This is a genomic window from Paenibacillus sp. IHBB 10380 (assembly GCF_000949425.1).
GTDB lineage: Bacteria > Bacillota > Bacilli > Paenibacillales > Paenibacillaceae > Paenibacillus_AQ.
Genome location: NZ_CP010976.1, coordinates 1,302,779 through 1,320,135 on the forward strand (window position 1 = coordinate 1,302,779; position 17,357 = coordinate 1,320,135).

The window sequence follows — 17,357 nt, forward strand, 5'->3', positions numbered from 1 at the left end:
TATAAGCTCAGTTGTCGAAATTAATATGTTGGCTTTATTTGTTTATTAAGAGAGGGGAAAATCAGATGCACTCCAAACGCAGCAATTATATAAAATCCCAAAAAGTGGTCTCTGCCATACTAGTTAGTATGGTGGCTTTGAGCTCAGGCACGGCCGCTTTTGCCGATGAGGTAACGCCAACAACCTCCACGGCAACCGTTACTTCTAGTAGTTTGTTCAATGATGTTAAGAACGGATATTGGGCAGAGAAGCACATTTATAAATTGGCTTCGCAAGGTATTATTCTAGGAGACAAAGGATTGTTCCGGCCTAATGATTCAGTAACACAACAGGAAGCCATTACGATGGCCATTCGTTTTATGGGTCTACAGGATAGCTTGAATTCAAGCAATACGAGCACACTTCCAGCTAATTTAACCGTAGGCAATTATTTCAAACCCTATGTCGATCTTGCTTTTCAGAAAAATTTGTTGGATAAGAAGCTTGAGATGGACGATGCTACTCTAAAAACGTCATGGGGACAGAAGCAAGCAAGTCGGGAATGGATTACGCAAATATTAGTCCGAGCTATCGGTAAGCAAGATGAAGCGACGTCAGCCAATAAAGCAACTGCTTTTGCTGATAATAGCAAAATCTCTGCTTCCAAGTTAGGTTATGTGAATGTAGCGGTTGAATTGGGTCTTACAAACGGTACAACAGGTAATCGATTTGATCCACAAGGTTCCGTTACCCGTACACAATTAGCGACGTTCTTCAGTCGCGCTGAGGCACATAGCAATACTCAATATGCTAACGCGTCGGAAGGCATTGTAACCAGCATTAATAACGATACCCTCAGTTTATATGTGAATGGCAAGATTCTTGACTTCTCACTGGACAATAAGACAGCGTATTTCACAAGTACGTCTGATACTAAAGTAGCTTTATCAGATGTGAAATTGTATACCAAAGTTATGGTTCTTGCGAATACAGGAAAAGCAAGTTATGTGGAAATTACAGATCCAAAAGAACAATTAGACAGTATTGACACGACATTCGAGCGAATGTTCCCTGGGAATATGCTAGGTGTATCTAATAATACATCTTTTGATTCTTATAAGTATGATGCTAATACAATCTTCTTAGATCAAAACAACAACAAGATTGAGCCATCAGCATTGACTGCTGGAAGTCAAATTGTGATTAAGCGCGAGAACGTGACTTCAGATAAAAATGTGATTGTGGTACAAATTAAGTCGGGTGTAATCAATAAGAGTTCTAATGGAACGTTGCAGAACGTTGATGTAGCTAACAAGACGGTGGCGATCAAGAATGCATCAGGATCTTTAGAAAGCTACACTTGGGATGACAGTTCCATTATTCGTTATCAGACCCAAATCTTAACGCCAGCAGATCTCAAGAGTGGTTCCGAGGTCAAGTACACGGTTAAGAATAATGTGATTCAGATTATAGAGGTAACTCAGGCTGTAGAACATACAGTTCGAGGTGCTATTTATCAAATCGGAGCTAATAACTCAACAATCACTTATAAAAAAGAGGGTGGGTCGCTGGAAGTGAAACTTCTAGTGGATAAACCTGTTATTGAAATTAACGGAATCGCTAAGCCAGTCTTTACGGATCTGATTGCCGACACCACTGGCGGCGATCAAGTAGAGTTGACACTTAATCCACAGGAACAAGTAACTAAGATTGTTGTCATTAACAGACAGATGGAACAGAAACCGGATTCTTCAGTCGTATCGTATGATGCAAAGACGAAGTTGCTGACGATACTGGATGCTAATAAAAAGCCGTTTGTTGTCACTTTGGATGAGAATACTAAGCTTTCGTATAATACGACAACACCTACACTCTCAGGTATTGAGCCATTGCTAACTAATAATCGCAGAATCAATCTCAACTATATTAGTAACCGCGCTCTATCCATTGAAGTGCTCTATAAATATGAAGGAACTTTATATGCAATGGATACAAGTGCTAGAAAACTAACGATCCTGTTAGCTAATGGACAAACGGTAACCAAGCCTTACATTTCACCGATTATTGAAATTTTTGGTAAGAGTAGTTCCAGTATCTCTGATGTGAAAATAGGGGATCCTGTAACAGTTGTGATGACGGATAATCAAGACAACGTGAAAAGTATTCTTGTGAGATCATCTAAACAATATGAAGTGACGTCCATTGATCAATCTTCAGGTCGTGTCATGGTCAAAGCAGATAGTCTGTTAAGTCAGATATATTTGGATAAAGCTGTGATCGTTGGAGATGGTGGGCAGATTTCACAGTTCTCTAATTTACAGGTGGGGAATATCATCAATGTATCCTTCAATGGTTATACTCCTGCTACAGCACAAGTGGTTAAATTGTTGACTGGAGAAGTGTTAACGATAGATGCAGCGGCACAGAATGTTACGGTGAAGAATTATAATGGTAGTTCAGAAACTTATAAGGTTCAGGGTGCTTTTAAAATTGTTCGCGATGGTCAAATCAGTACGAACTTAAATAGTCTATTACCTACGGATCGTGTTGAAATTCGTAAGGATGTTGATGGATCTACAACGTTGAAAGTGTTGAGTACAACGACTCGCGATTTCTGGAAATATGATAGTGCATCAAGAGAAGTATTCTTGAAAACTCAGAGTACTTCAGAAAAAAATCGTTTCACACTGTCACCAAATGCATATATTCATCAAGGCGACACTGTAATTACCGTGCAATCTCTCAAAGAAAATGATAATATTGTAGTGTATTTCAACAATGATATAATTGTGGAAATACAGAAACGATAATCTGCTTTGGGAATGTTCATGAAATACACCGTCTTGATACGGAATTTCCTGTATCAAGACGTTTTTTTTGCAGGAGGTCTTCATCATGAATGCTGAAACAGTACGACATATTCTGAGCACTATGCGTGAGATGTTTCCTGATGCACATTGTGAATTGAAACATGGTAATGCGTTTGAATTGACGATAGCAGTGTTACTCTCTGCACAGTGTACGGACGAGATGGTAAATAAGGTAACGAAGGATTTGTTTCAAAAGTATAGATCACCCAAGGATTATGTTGATGTGCCACTGGAGGAATTGGAACAGGATATTCGGCGCATTGGTCTGTTTCGAAATAAGGCTAAACATATTCAGAACTTGTGTAGAATTCTTATTGAGCAGTATGATGGGGAACTTCCCCATGGACATGATCAATTAGTTCTGCTTCCAGGAGTAGGTCGAAAGACGGCTAATGTCGTTGTATCCAATGCTTTTGGAGTTCCAGCTATTGCGGTAGATACACATGTGGAGCGGGTATCCAAGCGTCTGGGTCTGGCAGGTTGGAAAGACTCTTTACTTGAGGTTGAGAAGAAGTTGATGAAGAGAATTCCACGTGAAGATTGGACGGACACCCACCATCGACTTATTTTTTTTGGACGGTATCATTGCAAGTCTCAGAACCCTCAATGCCAAGTCTGTCCGCTGCTTGATGTATGTCGTGAAGGCAAAAAACGTATGAAGATGGCCCAAATCAGAAAAGATAAAGAAGATATCGGATAGCGAAAATAGAGGTGGAGAAGGATGGGATGTAAAATGAAGTGTATATCCGTATATACTAATAACTTTGAACAATTTTCTGATATTTTTGAGGATGTTGTAGAAACAAAGTTTGCCGAGAATGAAGAGAAAGAAGTGGAAGGCATTACTGTCAGCCACTCTGGCGAAGTACCTGAACATTATTTGGAACGTATGTCTCAAAAGCCTGAAGTGGTTGTAATGAGAGACAAATCGCGTGGTGTAACCATTCTTCAACACGGTAGCGTATTTGAAATATTGATTCCAGATCTTGAGAATTCGTTAGTGTAGTTTTATTTACATTAGTAATACTGATAACGAAATGACTTCACAAAAAAAACCGAATGTAATCGTTCGGTTTTTTTGTGTTCATAAATGGGAGATCAGACCCTAATGTAGAGAAGAAGATCTTTAAGGTGATTCTACGATCATTACTATAGGTACAATTTGGCAGAACTTATGACGCTTATATATAAGGATAATCTATTAATTTACTATTAATTTCTAATTTGGTAAACTGATAGATAGGTAAATATTGAGTTATAGAACATATTTATACTTAAATTCATATCATGATAGATTGGAGGCTTATGATGAAACAGTTCAGTAAAATAGTATTGTGCTTGGCAATTTCACTGGGCGGCGTGGCGACTTTACAAGCGAATACGACACAGGCGGCTGCAAGCGGCGTCAATATTATGTTGGACGGCTATCCGCTACCCTTTCCGGTAGAACCTGTGGTGATGAACGGAACAACGATGGTGCCTTTTCGGGCGATATCTGAGGCGCTAGGAATTAAGGTAGAGTGGAATCAGACGGCGAAGAAAATTAACGCATCCAAGGAAGATCCAGCGGGTACGAAAGAAGTAGCTCTAGCCATGGGAAGCAAGAGTGCAGTCGTAAACGGCGAGACTGTGAAACTAGCGGTTGCTCCGCAAAGTATTCGTGGGACAACGATGATTCCACTGAGCTTCTTTAGCGGGCAGTTTGGTGCAGAGGTGTCGTGGGACCAAGCGACAAAGACGGTATCTATTATTTCACCGAAGAAGGACATGTACACACTGGGGTTTTATGCACAGGGCGCTTACGGTGAAGTTTCCCTGATTCCGAGCTTTGATGCCATTGCATTTGGCTGGAGCCGAATTGATCGAAGTGGGCAGTTCACTACGACAGGTGATGAATTCAGATGGCCGAAGCCTGCTGGATCGGTGACACCGGAATCGATTGTTAGCGATGCAGCTGGAGGGGGAACAGATCCTTATCTGATGGTCTATTCAGTGGATGGTAAGCTTGAGCTGACTAAGAACCTGGAGGATAAGGCACTGCAGGAGCAAACCATTTCTGCTATTGTGGACACGGCATCACAAAAGGGTTTTAAAGGTATTGCGCTTGATCTGGAGGGGCTAGGTCTCACCGGAGACAAGGGGAAAGTACAGTCTCAATATAATGCCTTCATCAAAAGTTTGTCTTTACAAGCTCGTGAAGTAGACCTAAAGCTTACCGTTATTCTTCACCCATTGAACAGCTCTTATAAGGGTTATGACTATAAAACGCTAGGAAAGCTTGCAGATGACTTGATCATTATGGGCTACGCATACGAGGACGAGTCCCGTCCGGAACCGATGAATAAAGTGGATGAGGGAATCCGGCTTGCTTTGAAGGAGGTCAGCAAGGATAAGCTGATTCTTGGAATATCAGTGTATAGTGAGAATGAGAATTCTGTTAATGCTAAGATCGGACTTGCCAAACGTTATGATCTAAAAGGAATTGCAATCTGGCGGTTAGGACTTATTGGACAGCCTGCCTGGACTGAGATGAGTAAGTCCTTGGAACTGTAGAGAGTTCATTTCATAGTGTTAATTCAAACAGGCTGCCGATCGGTAGCCTGTTTGAATTAAGGATATAACCATGCTTTGAGTACATATTGAGACAAACGGCGCTTACCACACGTTAGACTATTATAATTAGGCATCCTGACCGGAGGCGATTATACTGAGAAGGGATGGTTAAAATTTTATTATTTTAGTTCTAATTTATATCGATCAGATGTATGTAGATCAGAAAAATATTTCATAAGGAGAGAATTCATTCATGGCAGCACAGGTACATCGTGGTGATGTAAGCGATTTAAAAGAACTTAAGGATCAACTGAAAGCATGGGATGATGAGAAGTCTTTGAAGCTAATAAATGATCTATTATATAAAAAGGCATCGGGAGAGTTGACGATTGCCTTATGCGGACATTTCTCAGCAGGTAAATCGAGTCTTATTAATACATTATGCGGGACAAAAGTGCTACCTTCTGGCCCTGTACCGACAAGTGCCAATGTCGTATCTATTCGAAATGGACAGCCTCGGGCGCTTATATATCCAGCGGATATGAAACCACCTAGGGAAGTCTCATTGGATGAGCTTGAAATATATTGTACGAATGGTGGGGATTATCAATCTGTTAACGTATGGGCGCCTATTCCCTGGCTTGGAGATTCGGGCGTGTTAATGGACACACCCGGAGTGGATTCAACGGACGAGGGACATCATAAGGCAACCCATTCGGCGCTTCATTTAGCGGATGTGGTTCTGTATGTGATGGATTATAATCATGTGCAGTCAGAGAACAACTTAGTATTTGCCAAGAGCCTGTCTGATTGGGGTAAACCTCTGTATCTTATCGTGAATCAGATTGATAAGCATCGTGATCAAGAGTTGCCGATTTCTGTATATCAGCAGGAAGTAGAGGCTGCCTTTTCTCGTTGGCAGGTGACTTATGAGGGACTTATATTTACTTCTCTTAAAGACATGGAGCATCCCTATAATCAATATGAAGACCTCAAAGAGTTAATAGGACGTTTGATTAAGAAGAAGGATGCCTTATTGGAATATAGCGTCTCTTGCTCGGTTCATCATGTTGTAGAAGACGCAGCACAGGAATTTCGTGATTCCCATGAAAGTGAGAAAGAGTCCTTGTTGGAAGAAATGGGCGGGGAACAGCGTGCACTGAAGCTCCAAGCAGAGCTCACGCTGATGGAAGCGTCGCTTAATCAATTGGCGGCGTTACCCCAACAAGAACGAGAGGCCTTACGTGAAGAGTTAAATATGTTGTTGGAGAATGCAAATCTTATGCCTGCTGAGCTTCGTGATGTGGCCCAGCAATATTTAGAAAGTCGCAAACCAAGCTTTAAGAAGGGGTTATGGTTCACAGGGAATAAGACGGCGCTGGAACAGGATCAGCGGCAGAATCGTTTCTTACATATGTTGCAGGAACAAGTTGCCTCTCAAGTGGAATGGCATGTTCGGGTCATGTTAACGAGTTGGGCTGAGAAGCATCAGTTATGGAAGGATACGCATCTGCAAATACTGGATGATATTATGCCGATTATAGATTCTGAAGTTATCGAAAATTCATTACAAATAGATGCTGTACTATCAGGTGAATATGTGCTGAATTATTGCCGCAATGTGGCTAATAACATTAAGGGGAAATACCGCCACCATGTGCAACAATTTACGGAGCCACTATTGGCGGAGTTTGCTGAGAACTGCACGCAGATACAGGATCAGCAACGGGTAGAGCTAGCCGATCTGCAACAGCAATCGGCCGCCGCCTCGCGCTACGCCTCTTTGCTGCGCGAGGAAACGGCCCGCACGGCAGCTCTAGCCGAGCTGCTGCCACCACGTGGCGGACTCACCCCCGGCTTCCTGCCGGTGGTGAGTCCGTTGCAGCCGCTTGTATCTGCGGCTGCAACAGTGGGCGCGCTTCGCGCCGCGCCCACCATGAGCCCCGCCTCTGCGCGCGGCGGGGCAAACTTGCCGCGTGGCGGCGCGGCCATGGGCCGCCGCCAGCGGCTTGCGGGCGCAGCAGCGCAGCTTCAAGCTGCGGCTGCGCTGCTCGCGCGCTACCCCGCGATGGCATCTGCCGCGCGAGGGCTACAGAGCCGCGCCGCTGCGCTCGAAGGCGGCGCGTTCACGTTGGCGCTGTTCGGAGCATTCAGCGCCGGGAAGTCCTCCTTCGCCAATGCTCTGCTTGGCGAAGATGTGCTACCTGTATCGCCGCATCCTACAACTGCGGCGATTAATCGCATCTTGGCACCGCATGGCGAGTTTATGCATGGTACAGCGAAGATTACAATGAAGACGAGAGAATCGTTTCTGGAGGATCTGAAAATTTCGTTCGACATGCTGCATTTGAGTGGTTCAGATGCCGAGAATTGGCGTGAGGTCATTCTTCCGCTTACCTCTGAAGGCATCCATCCTGCAGGCTTACCACATTATGGTTTCCTCAAGGCCGCAGCCACAGGATGGGAAGACGCGCAAGGATTACTGGGTACTGCGCAGATTGTAGATATATCCCAATATCGTTTATATGTAGCGGATGAATCTAAATCCTGCTTTGTTGAGAGCATTGATCTGTTCTACAGCTGTGATCTGACAGAGCAAGGAATCGTGCTGGTGGATACACCAGGTGCGGATTCTCTTCATGCTCGTCATACAGGTGTAACGTTTCAATATATGAAGCATGCGGATGCGTTAGTATTCGTGACTTATTATAATCATGCCTTCTCTAAAGGGGATCGTCAGTTTTTAGCTCAATTAGGGAGAGTGAAAGATAGTTTTGCTTTAGATAAAATGTTTTTTATTATTAACGCTGCTGACTTGGCCTCGTCTGATGATGAATTGGACCAAGTTAAGCAACATGTGAAATCTAATCTACAAAGTAGTGGTATTCGTTCACCCCATATATACGCCTTGTCGAGCATGAATGCGTTGAATGGGAAGGTAAGAGGAGATGATGAGCAACTGATATCCTCGGGATTCACATCATTTGAACAGACCTTAGCTGATTTTGCGGGGAAGGAATTACCCAATCTATCCATCCAGGCAGCGAAACAAGACATTACCGCAGCTCGTAAACGTGCAGAGGAATGGGATAAATTATCCAGACAAGACGAAGTATCGCGAAGTGGACGGCTTCTGCAACTTCTTGAAATTCGTAGTAAGGTATCGGATATGCTGAGAACCTTTACGAATACGGAAGATCAGCATCGAGAGATTGAACAAGAAACGAAGGAGCTATTATTTCATGTGCGTCAACGACTACAGTATAATTTAGGGTCTTTCTTCCAAGAAGCATTTCATCCTTCCTTGCTGAAAGAAGGTATAGGATCTCTTAAAGAGATTTATGCTGATTGTGGACGTGAACTGGAGAATTCGCTTCTACGTGAACTGGATCAAGAATTATGGGCTACGACGTTACGTTTAGAATTGAAGGTCAAAGCCATAGTTCAGGAAGCATCGTACAAACTTGCTCTACAGATCAATGATATAGATGAGAGCCTTGTCCTTACACCGCTGAAGGAGACCAAGGAATGGCCTGTGCCTGAATTAGAGGACAGCAAGTTTGAGAACCCTGTGAATTGGAACGCACTATGGTCGATGTTTAAAGCGCCAAAGTTGTTTTTTGAAGGTAATGGTCGTGAGAAGCTTAAATTGGCAGTGGAGCCTACACTGAAAGAAGGTCTTAGTATAGCTTCACTTCATCAACAACCGCTGTTCATTTTCTTTTATGTTAACCAGTTACAAATATATCTACATCAACAAAGAGATGCTTTACAAGAACAACTAGAAGAAAGTCTTGAAGCGATGGAGAGTTCGTTGCAATCTCAAGAGGCTATAGAGAGTTGGAGTGAATTAGCTCAGGATTTGAAACAGTTTGAACAGATTATCCTGTGAAATGGAAATAACGCCCATAGAATGGAAGCGCTTTTAAAGCGTTTCTTTTTTTTATGTCCAGTTCGTAAGATATATGGAGTAAATTCGAATATTTAATAAGTAGTTCTAGTTTATTTCTGCTTATTGACGATTGAGTCGCATAACTGACGGATTATGCTCATTTATCCTCTTTGCCGCCTTGTTAAGACGGTGTTAAACTTCAATAACGTTCATAAGTTAACTAATAAAATTACATAAATCAAATGCGTCTAGATAGATTGAACTAAAGTTTGCACCCTCAATTTCTTAGTTTCGAAGAAACACAGGAATATGAAGGCTTATCTTTAGTTCATTCATCTAAAAGGAGGAGTAACATGAATGTTCTCAAGCAATTGCAGAGCTTCTTCTGGGATAAACGAAGTTTTCTGTTCTTATCCATTCTCTGTTTAGCTATTGCCACTGCTCTAGGGCTAGTGACCCCAAATCTGTTGCGGATACTGATTGATGACGTCATTAGTCCAAGGCAATTTGACAAAGTACCGATCATTGCGCTAACGGTCATCTTGGTTGTCATTCTTAAGGCAACTATGCAATTCTTAAGTGGAATGCTTGGAGGAAAACTCGGTAACCATCTAGCTTACCGGTTGCGTAATGCCTGTTATGAGAAATTGCAATTTTTATCTTTTCGATATTATGACACCGCTAAGACGGGAGATTTAATGTCACGTTTAACAGGAGATTTAGAAGCTATTCGTAACTTTGTCGGTTTTGGTTTACCTCAAATGCTAAATACGGTATTCCTGGTTGTATTCGGTTCAATTATGATGTTGTCGATTAGCTGGCAGTTATCACTGATCACATTGGTCAATGTTCCCTTTTTAATTTTTATTGCATTGAAATTCGAGAATCGAATTCATCCAGCATTTCAGGAAATGCGCTTGGCACTTAGTGCACTAACGACATCTGTACAAGAGAATGTTACCGGTGTTCGTACGGTTAAATCTTTTGCGCGGGAGCCGCATGAAGTGGAGAAGTTCGGTGTTCGGAACGAGCGTTATAAATCGAATCAGATATTCACAGCAACACTGTGGAGTCAATTTTTTCCTCTTATGGAGCTTATAGCATCCATTAGCGTTGTTATCCTACTTGCTGTAGGTGGAACATTTGTTATTAATGGATCATTATCTCTAGGTGAACTCGTAGCTTTCTTTAGCTTAATTTGGTACATTATTGGGCCCATGTGGAACATAGGATTCCTAATTAACAACTACACGCAATCGGAAGCTTCTGGAGAACGTGTACTGGAACTCTTGAATCATCCGATCGATGTGCAGGATCGTGAGGAAGCAATTGAGCTTAAAGCAGAGAATGTGAAGGGCCGAGTTACTTTTGATCATGTTACTTTTGCTTATGGTAATAAAATGGCAGCGATTTCAGATGTTAACTTTGATACACCACCAGGCGCTGTTATTGGATTCTTAGGAGGAACGGGATCGGGAAAATCAACGATTATTCAGTTACTCATGCATGCTTATAATGTCAATGAAGGAAGTATTAAGCTTGACGGTATTGATATTCGGGATATTACGGTTCATAGCTTGCGTAGCCAGATGGCATCTGTGTTTCAAGAAACATTCCTATTCTCTTCTAGCATTCAAAATAACATATCATATGGTCTCAAAGATGTTACGATGGAAGAAATTATCCGCGCAGCGGAGCTTGCAAAAGCTCATGAGTTTATTATGGAAATGCCAGAAGGTTATGATACTGTCGTCGGAGAACGGGGTATGGGGTTGTCAGGTGGTCAGAAGCAACGTATCGCTATTGCACGTGCATTGCTTAAGAATCCTAAGATATTGATCCTTGATGATGCAACGAGTGCAGTAGATATGGAGACTGAACATGAGATTCAATCTGGATTCCAAGAGGTCATGAAAGGGCGTACAACATTTATTATTGCTCATCGAATCTCGTCTCTTCGTCATGCTGATGAAATTCTAGTGTTGGATCAGGGTAAGGTTGTACAACAAGGAAATCATGAGCAATTAATTGCCGTTCCTGGTCCTTATCAGGATGTCTACAACATTCAATATGCAGATCACATTACTCGGATATCCAGTGAAGTAGAAAAGCAGGTGAAATCATGAATACGGAGAAGCAACGTAACATAACAGCTGACCAAAAGCAGACAATGGCTGCTAGTGACGGCGGAGAACGTTTTGTATACAAAGATGACGATATTATTGATAAACCGTTTGATTGGGGGCAATTCAGAAGATTGTTTGCTTATATGAAACCGTATAGCAAGCAATTGCTTCCCTTAATTGGTTTGATGATGATTCTGGGGACAATTACGAAGTTGGCGGTCCCCTTTCTAACAAGTATGGCGATTGATAAAGCTATTTCTCCTGAATTTGGAGAGCCGAGTGTTAAATTGCTATATATATTAGCGGGTTGTGTATTATTTCTGTATATTGTTCAATGGTTGGCGAGCACGTATCGGATTAAATTTACGAATATTATCGGTCAGAGAGTGATCTATGACCTTCGGACCGATTTATTTAAGCATATTCAGAAGCTGTCATTTAATTTTTTTGATAAAAGGCCGGCTGGCTCCGTTCTCGTCCGGGTAACCAATGATGTCAATTCACTACAGGAATTATTCACGAGTGGTGTGGTTAACTTAATGATTGACAGTGTTCAGCTAGTGGGTATCGTGATCATTCTATTATTAATCAATTGGAAGTTAGGGCTTGCAGTGATTGTCACTGTGCCGATCATGTTCTTCATCTCTACTAAGCTTCGGGTGAAGATTCGTCGCGCATGGCAGGAAGTTCGGATGAAGGGCTCTAGAATTAACTCTCACCTTAATGAATCTATTCAAGGGATTCGTGTAACTCAAGCTTATACGCAAGAGAAGGAAAACATGGAGTTTTTCGATATGATGAATAAAGATAGTAAGAAATCATGGGATAAAGCAACGACGATGAATCAAGGATTCGGACCTCTTATTGAAATCACGGGTGGATTTGGTACATTAATTCTATTCTCACTCGGTGCTTATCTCATTCAACACGATCAACTTACTGTAGGTCTGTTGGTCGCTTTCTCAAGTTATGTAAGTAACTTCTGGGACCCGATTAACCGTCTGGGTCAAATGTACAATCAATTGTTAGTAGCGATGGCATCGTCCGAACGGATCTTTGAATATATGGATGAGCAGCCAAGTATTGATGACAAACCGAATGCGAAGCCGATTCCCAAGATTATAGGTGACATTAGCTTCGAACATATTGTCTTTGAATACGAGAAGGGACGCCAAGCCTTGAAGGGAATCGATCTGGATGTCAAGGCAGGTCAGACGATTGCGCTAGTGGGTCATACGGGTTCCGGTAAAAGCACCATTATTAATCTATTAAGCCGGTTTTATGATATTACGGAGGGTCAAATTCTAATTGATGGCTATGATATAAGAGATGTCCAAGTTGAAAGTCTTCGTAGTCAGATCGGAACCGTGCTTCAAGATACATTCATCTTCTCTGGAACCATTCGGGATAATATTCGTTTTGGACGACTGGATGCTAAGGATGAAGAGATCGAAGCGGTATGTAAATCTGTAAATGCCCATGAATTTATTTCGAAGTTGCCTCAAGGATATGAGACAGAAGTAGAGGAACGAGGAAATGTGCTTTCTATGGGGCAACGGCAACTGTTATCCTTCGCTCGAGCACTACTTGCTGATCCACGAATACTTATATTAGATGAGGCAACGGCTAGTATTGATACAGAAACAGAGTTGAAGATCCAAGATGCTTTGAAGATTCTACTAAAAGGTCGAACTTCCTTCATTGTAGCCCATCGTCTGTCTACGATTCGTCATGCTGACAAAATCGTCGTTCTTGATCATGGGGAAATTAAAGAAGAAGGCAATCATGCGGAGCTGGTGAAACAGCAAGGCATATATCATGGATTGATCGAAGCACAGTTCCGTTTTGTGTAAACAAGCTTAAATTAGATTATTAATCCAATTATATTAAAATTCAACAGCGTTTTTCACTATTGTGAATAAAAATAGAATAAAAAATAGAGGAAAATGTAGAAAATTAGCGGAGCACGCTTGCAATCTTCTTTCTAAACCCTGAAAATAGAGAGTGATAGATCTCTAGGGGGGATGAAAGTGGTGTGGGGTGCTCCTTTTTCTGCTTATTCCAAAAAAATGCTACTGCTAGGTAGTGGAGAATTGGGAAAAGAAGTGGTGCTTGAAGCCCAACGTTTGGGTGTAGAGACCATTGCCGTGGATCGCTATAAAGACGCGCCAGCTATGCAGGTTGCTCATAGGTCTCACGTGATCGATATGTTAGATGCAGAAGCCTTGAAATTAATTATTCGTCAAGAACAGCCGGATGTGATTGTACCCGAGATTGAAGCTATCGCGACACATGCCTTATTGGAGTTAGAGAAGGAAGGATATCATGTCGTTCCTACGGCTAGAGCCACTTCTCTAACGATGGATCGAGAGGGCATTCGCCGATTAGCGGCAGAGACATTAGGTATTCCAACAGCAGCTTATCGTTTCGCTGATAGTTTAGATGAACTGAAAGCGGCAGTATCTGAGTTGGGCACACCTTGCGTTGTGAAGCCAATTATGAGTTCTTCGGGTAAAGGACAAAGTGTCTGCCGAACGAAGGAGGATGCGGAAGCTTGCTGGACATCAGCTCTTGAGGGTGGACGGGCTAAGAATACTCGCGTTATTATTGAATCCTTTGTTCATTTTGACAGTGAAATTACGCTGCTAACGGTACGTTCTGTATCGGGTACGCTCTTCTGCCCACCAATCGGCCATATACAACAAGATGGCGATTACGTGGAGTCGTGGCAACCGCATGCGATGAGCGAAGCTCAGTTGAAAGAGTCACAAGAGATTGCTAAAGCTATTACAGACGAACTTGGGGGATACGGATTATTTGGTGTCGAACTGTTCGTGACCCCTAAGGGGATTCTATTCAGTGAGGTGTCACCTCGTCCTCATGATACAGGTATGGTCACCATGATTACGCAAGATTTATCTGAATTTGCACTTCATGTTAGGGCTATACTTGGACTACCGATTGACCATGTACAATTGCTTACACCTGGTGCATCAGCTACATTGAAGGCCGAAGGTTCAACTTCTCATTTTGCGGTAAGTGGAGTGGCTGAAGCCCTCACACTTCCTCGTACTCAGGTAAGGGTGTTTGGTAAACCAGATACAAAACCAGGTCGTAGAATGGCTGTTGCATTAAGTAGTGCTGCTGATGTTGAGACTGCTCGCAAGATAGCTAAACAAGCTGCTAGCCTTTTAAAAGTGGAGGTATATGATCATGAATAGTCAATTGTCTACTCCTGTACTGTGTATTCGTAATTTTCAGTGGGATGATTTAGAAATTAGCACTCAGCTAATGCGTCAGTTAAACTATCCGACCACACTTAGTGTAATGAGAGAACGGATGGAAGAAATGGAATCAAGTCCGCTCTACTGCACTTTGATTGCTGAGGTTGATGAGCAAGTGGTGGGTATGATTCATTTGCGTAAAGTTGTTAGTTATGAGCGCACCGAGAATTATACTCAAATTACCGCAGTCATCGTATCTGGGGAGTATCAAGGACAAGGTATTGGCAAAAGATTGATCCTTAGTGCAGAAGATTGGGCTAAGGGGCAAGAGAGTACACAACTATTTCTTACGAGTGGCAATCGCGTTGAACGTGCGCCCGCACATGCATTTTATGAACATATAGGCTTTGCTAAGACAGGCTATCGCTTCTGTAAGAAACTAAAGTAAGGGCTGTTGCTAAACCCATCCCGGATAACGGGGTGGGTTTTTTTAGTATGCGAACGATACAGGAAAGCAGTTTCAGAACTATTTAATGTTGAAATCGACCCTCTTGTAGACGTGCAAGTCACTTACCAATATTTGAGGGAACAAAAGTAATGTCAGACATGTTACAATATTTTTCGAGAGATGACAAAAATGTAACCGAATCGATGGATTGGGTACAAACAACGAAAAGGGGATGTAATGATGAAAAATACCTTGTTAAAAACGATGGTGAGTGGAGCCTTTGCAACCGCCGTATCTATAAGTTTAATACTTCCAGGATCAGCATCTGCTGCTACGATGCAAGATACTAATGTTAAGAACTGTAAAGCTTATCTGGAACAGTTCCTCAAAAATAACGGAAGCGAATTTACATGGAATACTCAAGTAATCACACTTCCAATAGTGTCCAAGCCAGTAGTAACTAAGCCAGTTACGACAAAACCAGAAACAACCAAGCCAAATACAACAAAACCAGTCACAACTAAGCCGGAAACAACAAAGCCAGTTGCTAAGCCAACAAAACCAGTAGTGGATAACAATACAGCTGTGAAGGATCAATCAAGTGTAACCAAACAAGTCGTTAATTTAGTAAATGAAGAAAGAGCTAAGGCTGGATTAAAGCCACTCACGATTCATGCAGGATTGACTACAGTAGCTGTGGATAAGGCAAAAGATATGAGTAATAACAATTACTTTGATCACACCTCACCAACTTATGGTTCTCCGTTTGATATGATGAAGCAGTACGGTGTCTCATATAGTTATGCGGGTGAGAATATTGCAAAAGGGCAAAAGACTCCAGCTGAAGTGATGAAAGCATGGATGAACAGCCAAGGTCACCGCGAAAATATTCTAAGTAAAAACTTTACTCAAATTGGAGTAGGTTATTATAACGGGCATTGGGTGCAAGAATTTATCGGGAACTAATCTACTAGAATATGAATTAGAACTAATGAAATAATAGTATATCTTCATACAAACAATATAACGGCTTCGCTGTCCATTCGTGGATAACGAAGCCGTTTGTTATTATTCGCGATAACAAAAAAAGAACCCAGGCTAGAAAAGCTAACCTTGAGTTCTTTCTTAATTAAATCTATTGATGGGTTATGCAGGGGTCGAACCTGCGACCTGCCGATTAAGAGTCGGATGCTCTACCAGCTGAGCTAATAACCCGTAACAATCAACAAAATATATATTACTACATTAAGTTCTAAAACACCAGCTCGTTCACAAAATAGACAAAAATATAGTGTTGGCATGTAAAAAAGATACTCTAATTTGCAAATTAGATATAGAAGTTCTATGGTAAAGTACATATTAAATTGATACATAAGATCATGGGGGGATAGGATTGAACTCATCGAAATGGATATGGCGCATTGTGAGCACAGTCTCCGTTGTGGCAACAATATTACTGATTATTGGATTCGTTTATGCTGTTCGAGATGTTAATATGCCACAAGCAGGTACAGATACTGTCTTTGAAAAACCGTCTCAACCGGAAGCAGTAGTGAAGGATGATTTAACTGATAAGCAAGAAATTATGGTGACTGCGATCGGTGATTCATTGGCAAAAGGAACTGGAGACAATACAGGAAGTGGCTTCGTACGAAGAAGCATAGAAGGCTTATCCACCGCAACAGGTAAAAAAGTCACTTTGCTTAATAATCTGGGAATTAACGGTCTCACGACTGCACGCCTCTTGCCTAAGTTGGAGGAAAAGGGTGCTCAGTATGCTTTGAAGCAATCGGATATTATATTGGTGTCCATTGGGGGCAATGATTTATTCAAGGGGTCTCAGTTGCTAAGTGACAATAATGGTGAATCAAAGGGAACATCTACTAATGAAGTACAACCAGATATTACGCCCGATCAACTCCTAGCTGCATTACCCGAAGCTTCACGTTATTTGAAGAGCATTCTAGAAAAGGTAAGACAGATTAATCCAGATGCTTATATTATCTATGTTGGGTTATACAATCCATTTGGTGATATTGAGGAGTTGAAAATTGTGGGGAATGATGCCGTAGCAACGTGGAACCATTCGGCACAAACATTAATCAATAAATATGAGAAGATGACGCTCGTACCGACTTCTGATCTATTTACGCATCATCTAGATCAATATTTGTCCAGTGATCATTTTCATCCGAATGGTGAAGGTTACCAGCAGATTGCAGACCGAATTGTTCAAGGCATTCGTTAGAATCATAAGAGAAGGGA

11 protein-coding genes and 1 tRNA gene are annotated in these 17,357 nt (G+C 41.9%); 11 read left to right on the forward strand and 1 reads right to left on the reverse strand.

Annotated features, from left to right (window positions below; translation table 11 throughout):
* Positions 1 to 65 precede the first annotated feature (65 nt).
* The 10 genes from UB51_RS05915 to UB51_RS05960 all read left to right on the forward strand — a co-directional run bounded on the left by UB51_RS05915 (position 66) and on the right by UB51_RS05960 (position 16,058).
* On the forward strand, positions 66 to 2,789 hold the full coding sequence (locus UB51_RS05915; protein ID WP_044876515.1) for an S-layer homology domain-containing protein: 2,724 nt from the start codon (positions 66 to 68) through the stop codon (positions 2,787 to 2,789).
* A gap of 85 nt (positions 2,790 to 2,874) precedes the next feature.
* Positions 2,875 to 3,549, forward strand: coding sequence for an endonuclease III (gene nth / locus UB51_RS05920; protein ID WP_044876516.1), 675 nt, complete (start codon positions 2,875 to 2,877; stop codon positions 3,547 to 3,549).
* Between the two features lie 33 nt (positions 3,550 to 3,582).
* Positions 3,583 to 3,855 carry a hypothetical protein gene (locus UB51_RS05925; RefSeq protein WP_044879917.1) on the forward strand — a complete coding sequence of 91 codons (273 nt, stop codon included), beginning with the start codon at positions 3,583 to 3,585 and terminating at the stop codon, positions 3,853 to 3,855.
* Between the two features lie 302 nt (positions 3,856 to 4,157).
* Entirely contained in the window at positions 4,158 to 5,402 is a 1,245-nt protein-coding gene (locus UB51_RS05930; RefSeq protein WP_044876517.1) for a stalk domain-containing protein, read from the forward strand.
* A 253-nt stretch (positions 5,403 to 5,655) separates the two neighbouring features.
* Positions 5,656 to 9,294 (forward strand): dynamin family protein, encoded by a 3,639-nt coding sequence (locus tag UB51_RS05935; RefSeq protein WP_044876518.1) that lies wholly within the window; start codon positions 5,656 to 5,658, stop codon positions 9,292 to 9,294.
* Positions 9,295 to 9,647: 353 nt separating this feature from the next.
* Complete coding sequence (locus UB51_RS05940; RefSeq protein ID WP_044876519.1) at positions 9,648 to 11,420, forward strand: ABC transporter ATP-binding protein; 1,773 nt, start codon at positions 9,648 to 9,650, stop codon at positions 11,418 to 11,420.
* Positions 11,421 to 11,464: 44 nt separating this feature from the next.
* Positions 11,465 to 13,273 carry an ABC transporter ATP-binding protein gene (locus tag UB51_RS05945; RefSeq protein ID WP_044879918.1) on the forward strand — a complete coding sequence of 603 codons (1,809 nt, stop codon included), beginning with the start codon at positions 11,465 to 11,467 and terminating at the stop codon, positions 13,271 to 13,273.
* A gap of 180 nt (positions 13,274 to 13,453) precedes the next feature.
* A complete protein-coding gene (purT, locus tag UB51_RS05950; protein WP_044879919.1) occupies positions 13,454 to 14,641 on the forward strand; it encodes a formate-dependent phosphoribosylglycinamide formyltransferase in 1,188 nt (395 codons plus the stop codon).
* Positions 14,634 to 15,092 (forward strand): GNAT family N-acetyltransferase, encoded by a 459-nt coding sequence (locus UB51_RS05955; protein ID WP_234405552.1) that lies wholly within the window; start codon positions 14,634 to 14,636, stop codon positions 15,090 to 15,092. The genes purT and UB51_RS05955 overlap by 8 nt, the downstream gene beginning before the upstream one ends.
* Positions 15,093 to 15,332: 240 nt before the next feature.
* The gene (locus UB51_RS05960; RefSeq protein WP_044876521.1) at positions 15,333 to 16,058 is read left to right on the forward strand and encodes a CAP domain-containing protein; all 726 of its coding nucleotides are present in this window, start codon (positions 15,333 to 15,335) and stop codon (positions 16,056 to 16,058) included.
* Positions 16,059 to 16,234: 176 nt separating this feature from the next.
* Here the strand turns inward: UB51_RS05960 and UB51_RS05965 are convergent.
* Positions 16,235 to 16,307 (reverse strand) — tRNA-Lys (locus UB51_RS05965).
* A gap of 178 nt (positions 16,308 to 16,485) precedes the next feature.
* Between UB51_RS05965 and UB51_RS05970 the strand changes: the two genes are divergently transcribed.
* A complete protein-coding gene (locus UB51_RS05970) occupies positions 16,486 to 17,340 on the forward strand; it encodes a GDSL-type esterase/lipase family protein (RefSeq protein ID WP_144406963.1) in 855 nt (284 codons plus the stop codon).
* The last annotated feature ends 17 nt before the right edge of the window (positions 17,341 to 17,357 follow it).

Coding starts and splice junctions, on each gene's coding strand:
- UB51_RS05915 (WP_044876515.1), top strand. CDS start 66: ATGCACTCCAAACGCAGCAATTATATAAAATCCCAAAAAGTGGTCTCT.
- nth (WP_044876516.1), top strand. CDS start 2,875: ATGAATGCTGAAACAGTACGACATATTCTGAGCACTATGCGTGAGATG.
- UB51_RS05925 (WP_044879917.1), top strand. CDS start 3,583: ATGAAGTGTATATCCGTATATACTAATAACTTTGAACAATTTTCTGAT.
- UB51_RS05930 (WP_044876517.1), top strand. CDS start 4,158: ATGAAACAGTTCAGTAAAATAGTATTGTGCTTGGCAATTTCACTGGGC.
- UB51_RS05935 (WP_044876518.1), top strand. CDS start 5,656: ATGGCAGCACAGGTACATCGTGGTGATGTAAGCGATTTAAAAGAACTT.
- UB51_RS05940 (WP_044876519.1), top strand. CDS start 9,648: ATGAATGTTCTCAAGCAATTGCAGAGCTTCTTCTGGGATAAACGAAGT.
- UB51_RS05945 (WP_044879918.1), top strand. CDS start 11,465: ATGGCTGCTAGTGACGGCGGAGAACGTTTTGTATACAAAGATGACGAT.
- UB51_RS05955 (WP_234405552.1), top strand. CDS start 14,634: ATGAATAGTCAATTGTCTACTCCTGTACTGTGTATTCGTAATTTTCAG.
- UB51_RS05960 (WP_044876521.1), top strand. CDS start 15,333: ATGAAAAATACCTTGTTAAAAACGATGGTGAGTGGAGCCTTTGCAACC.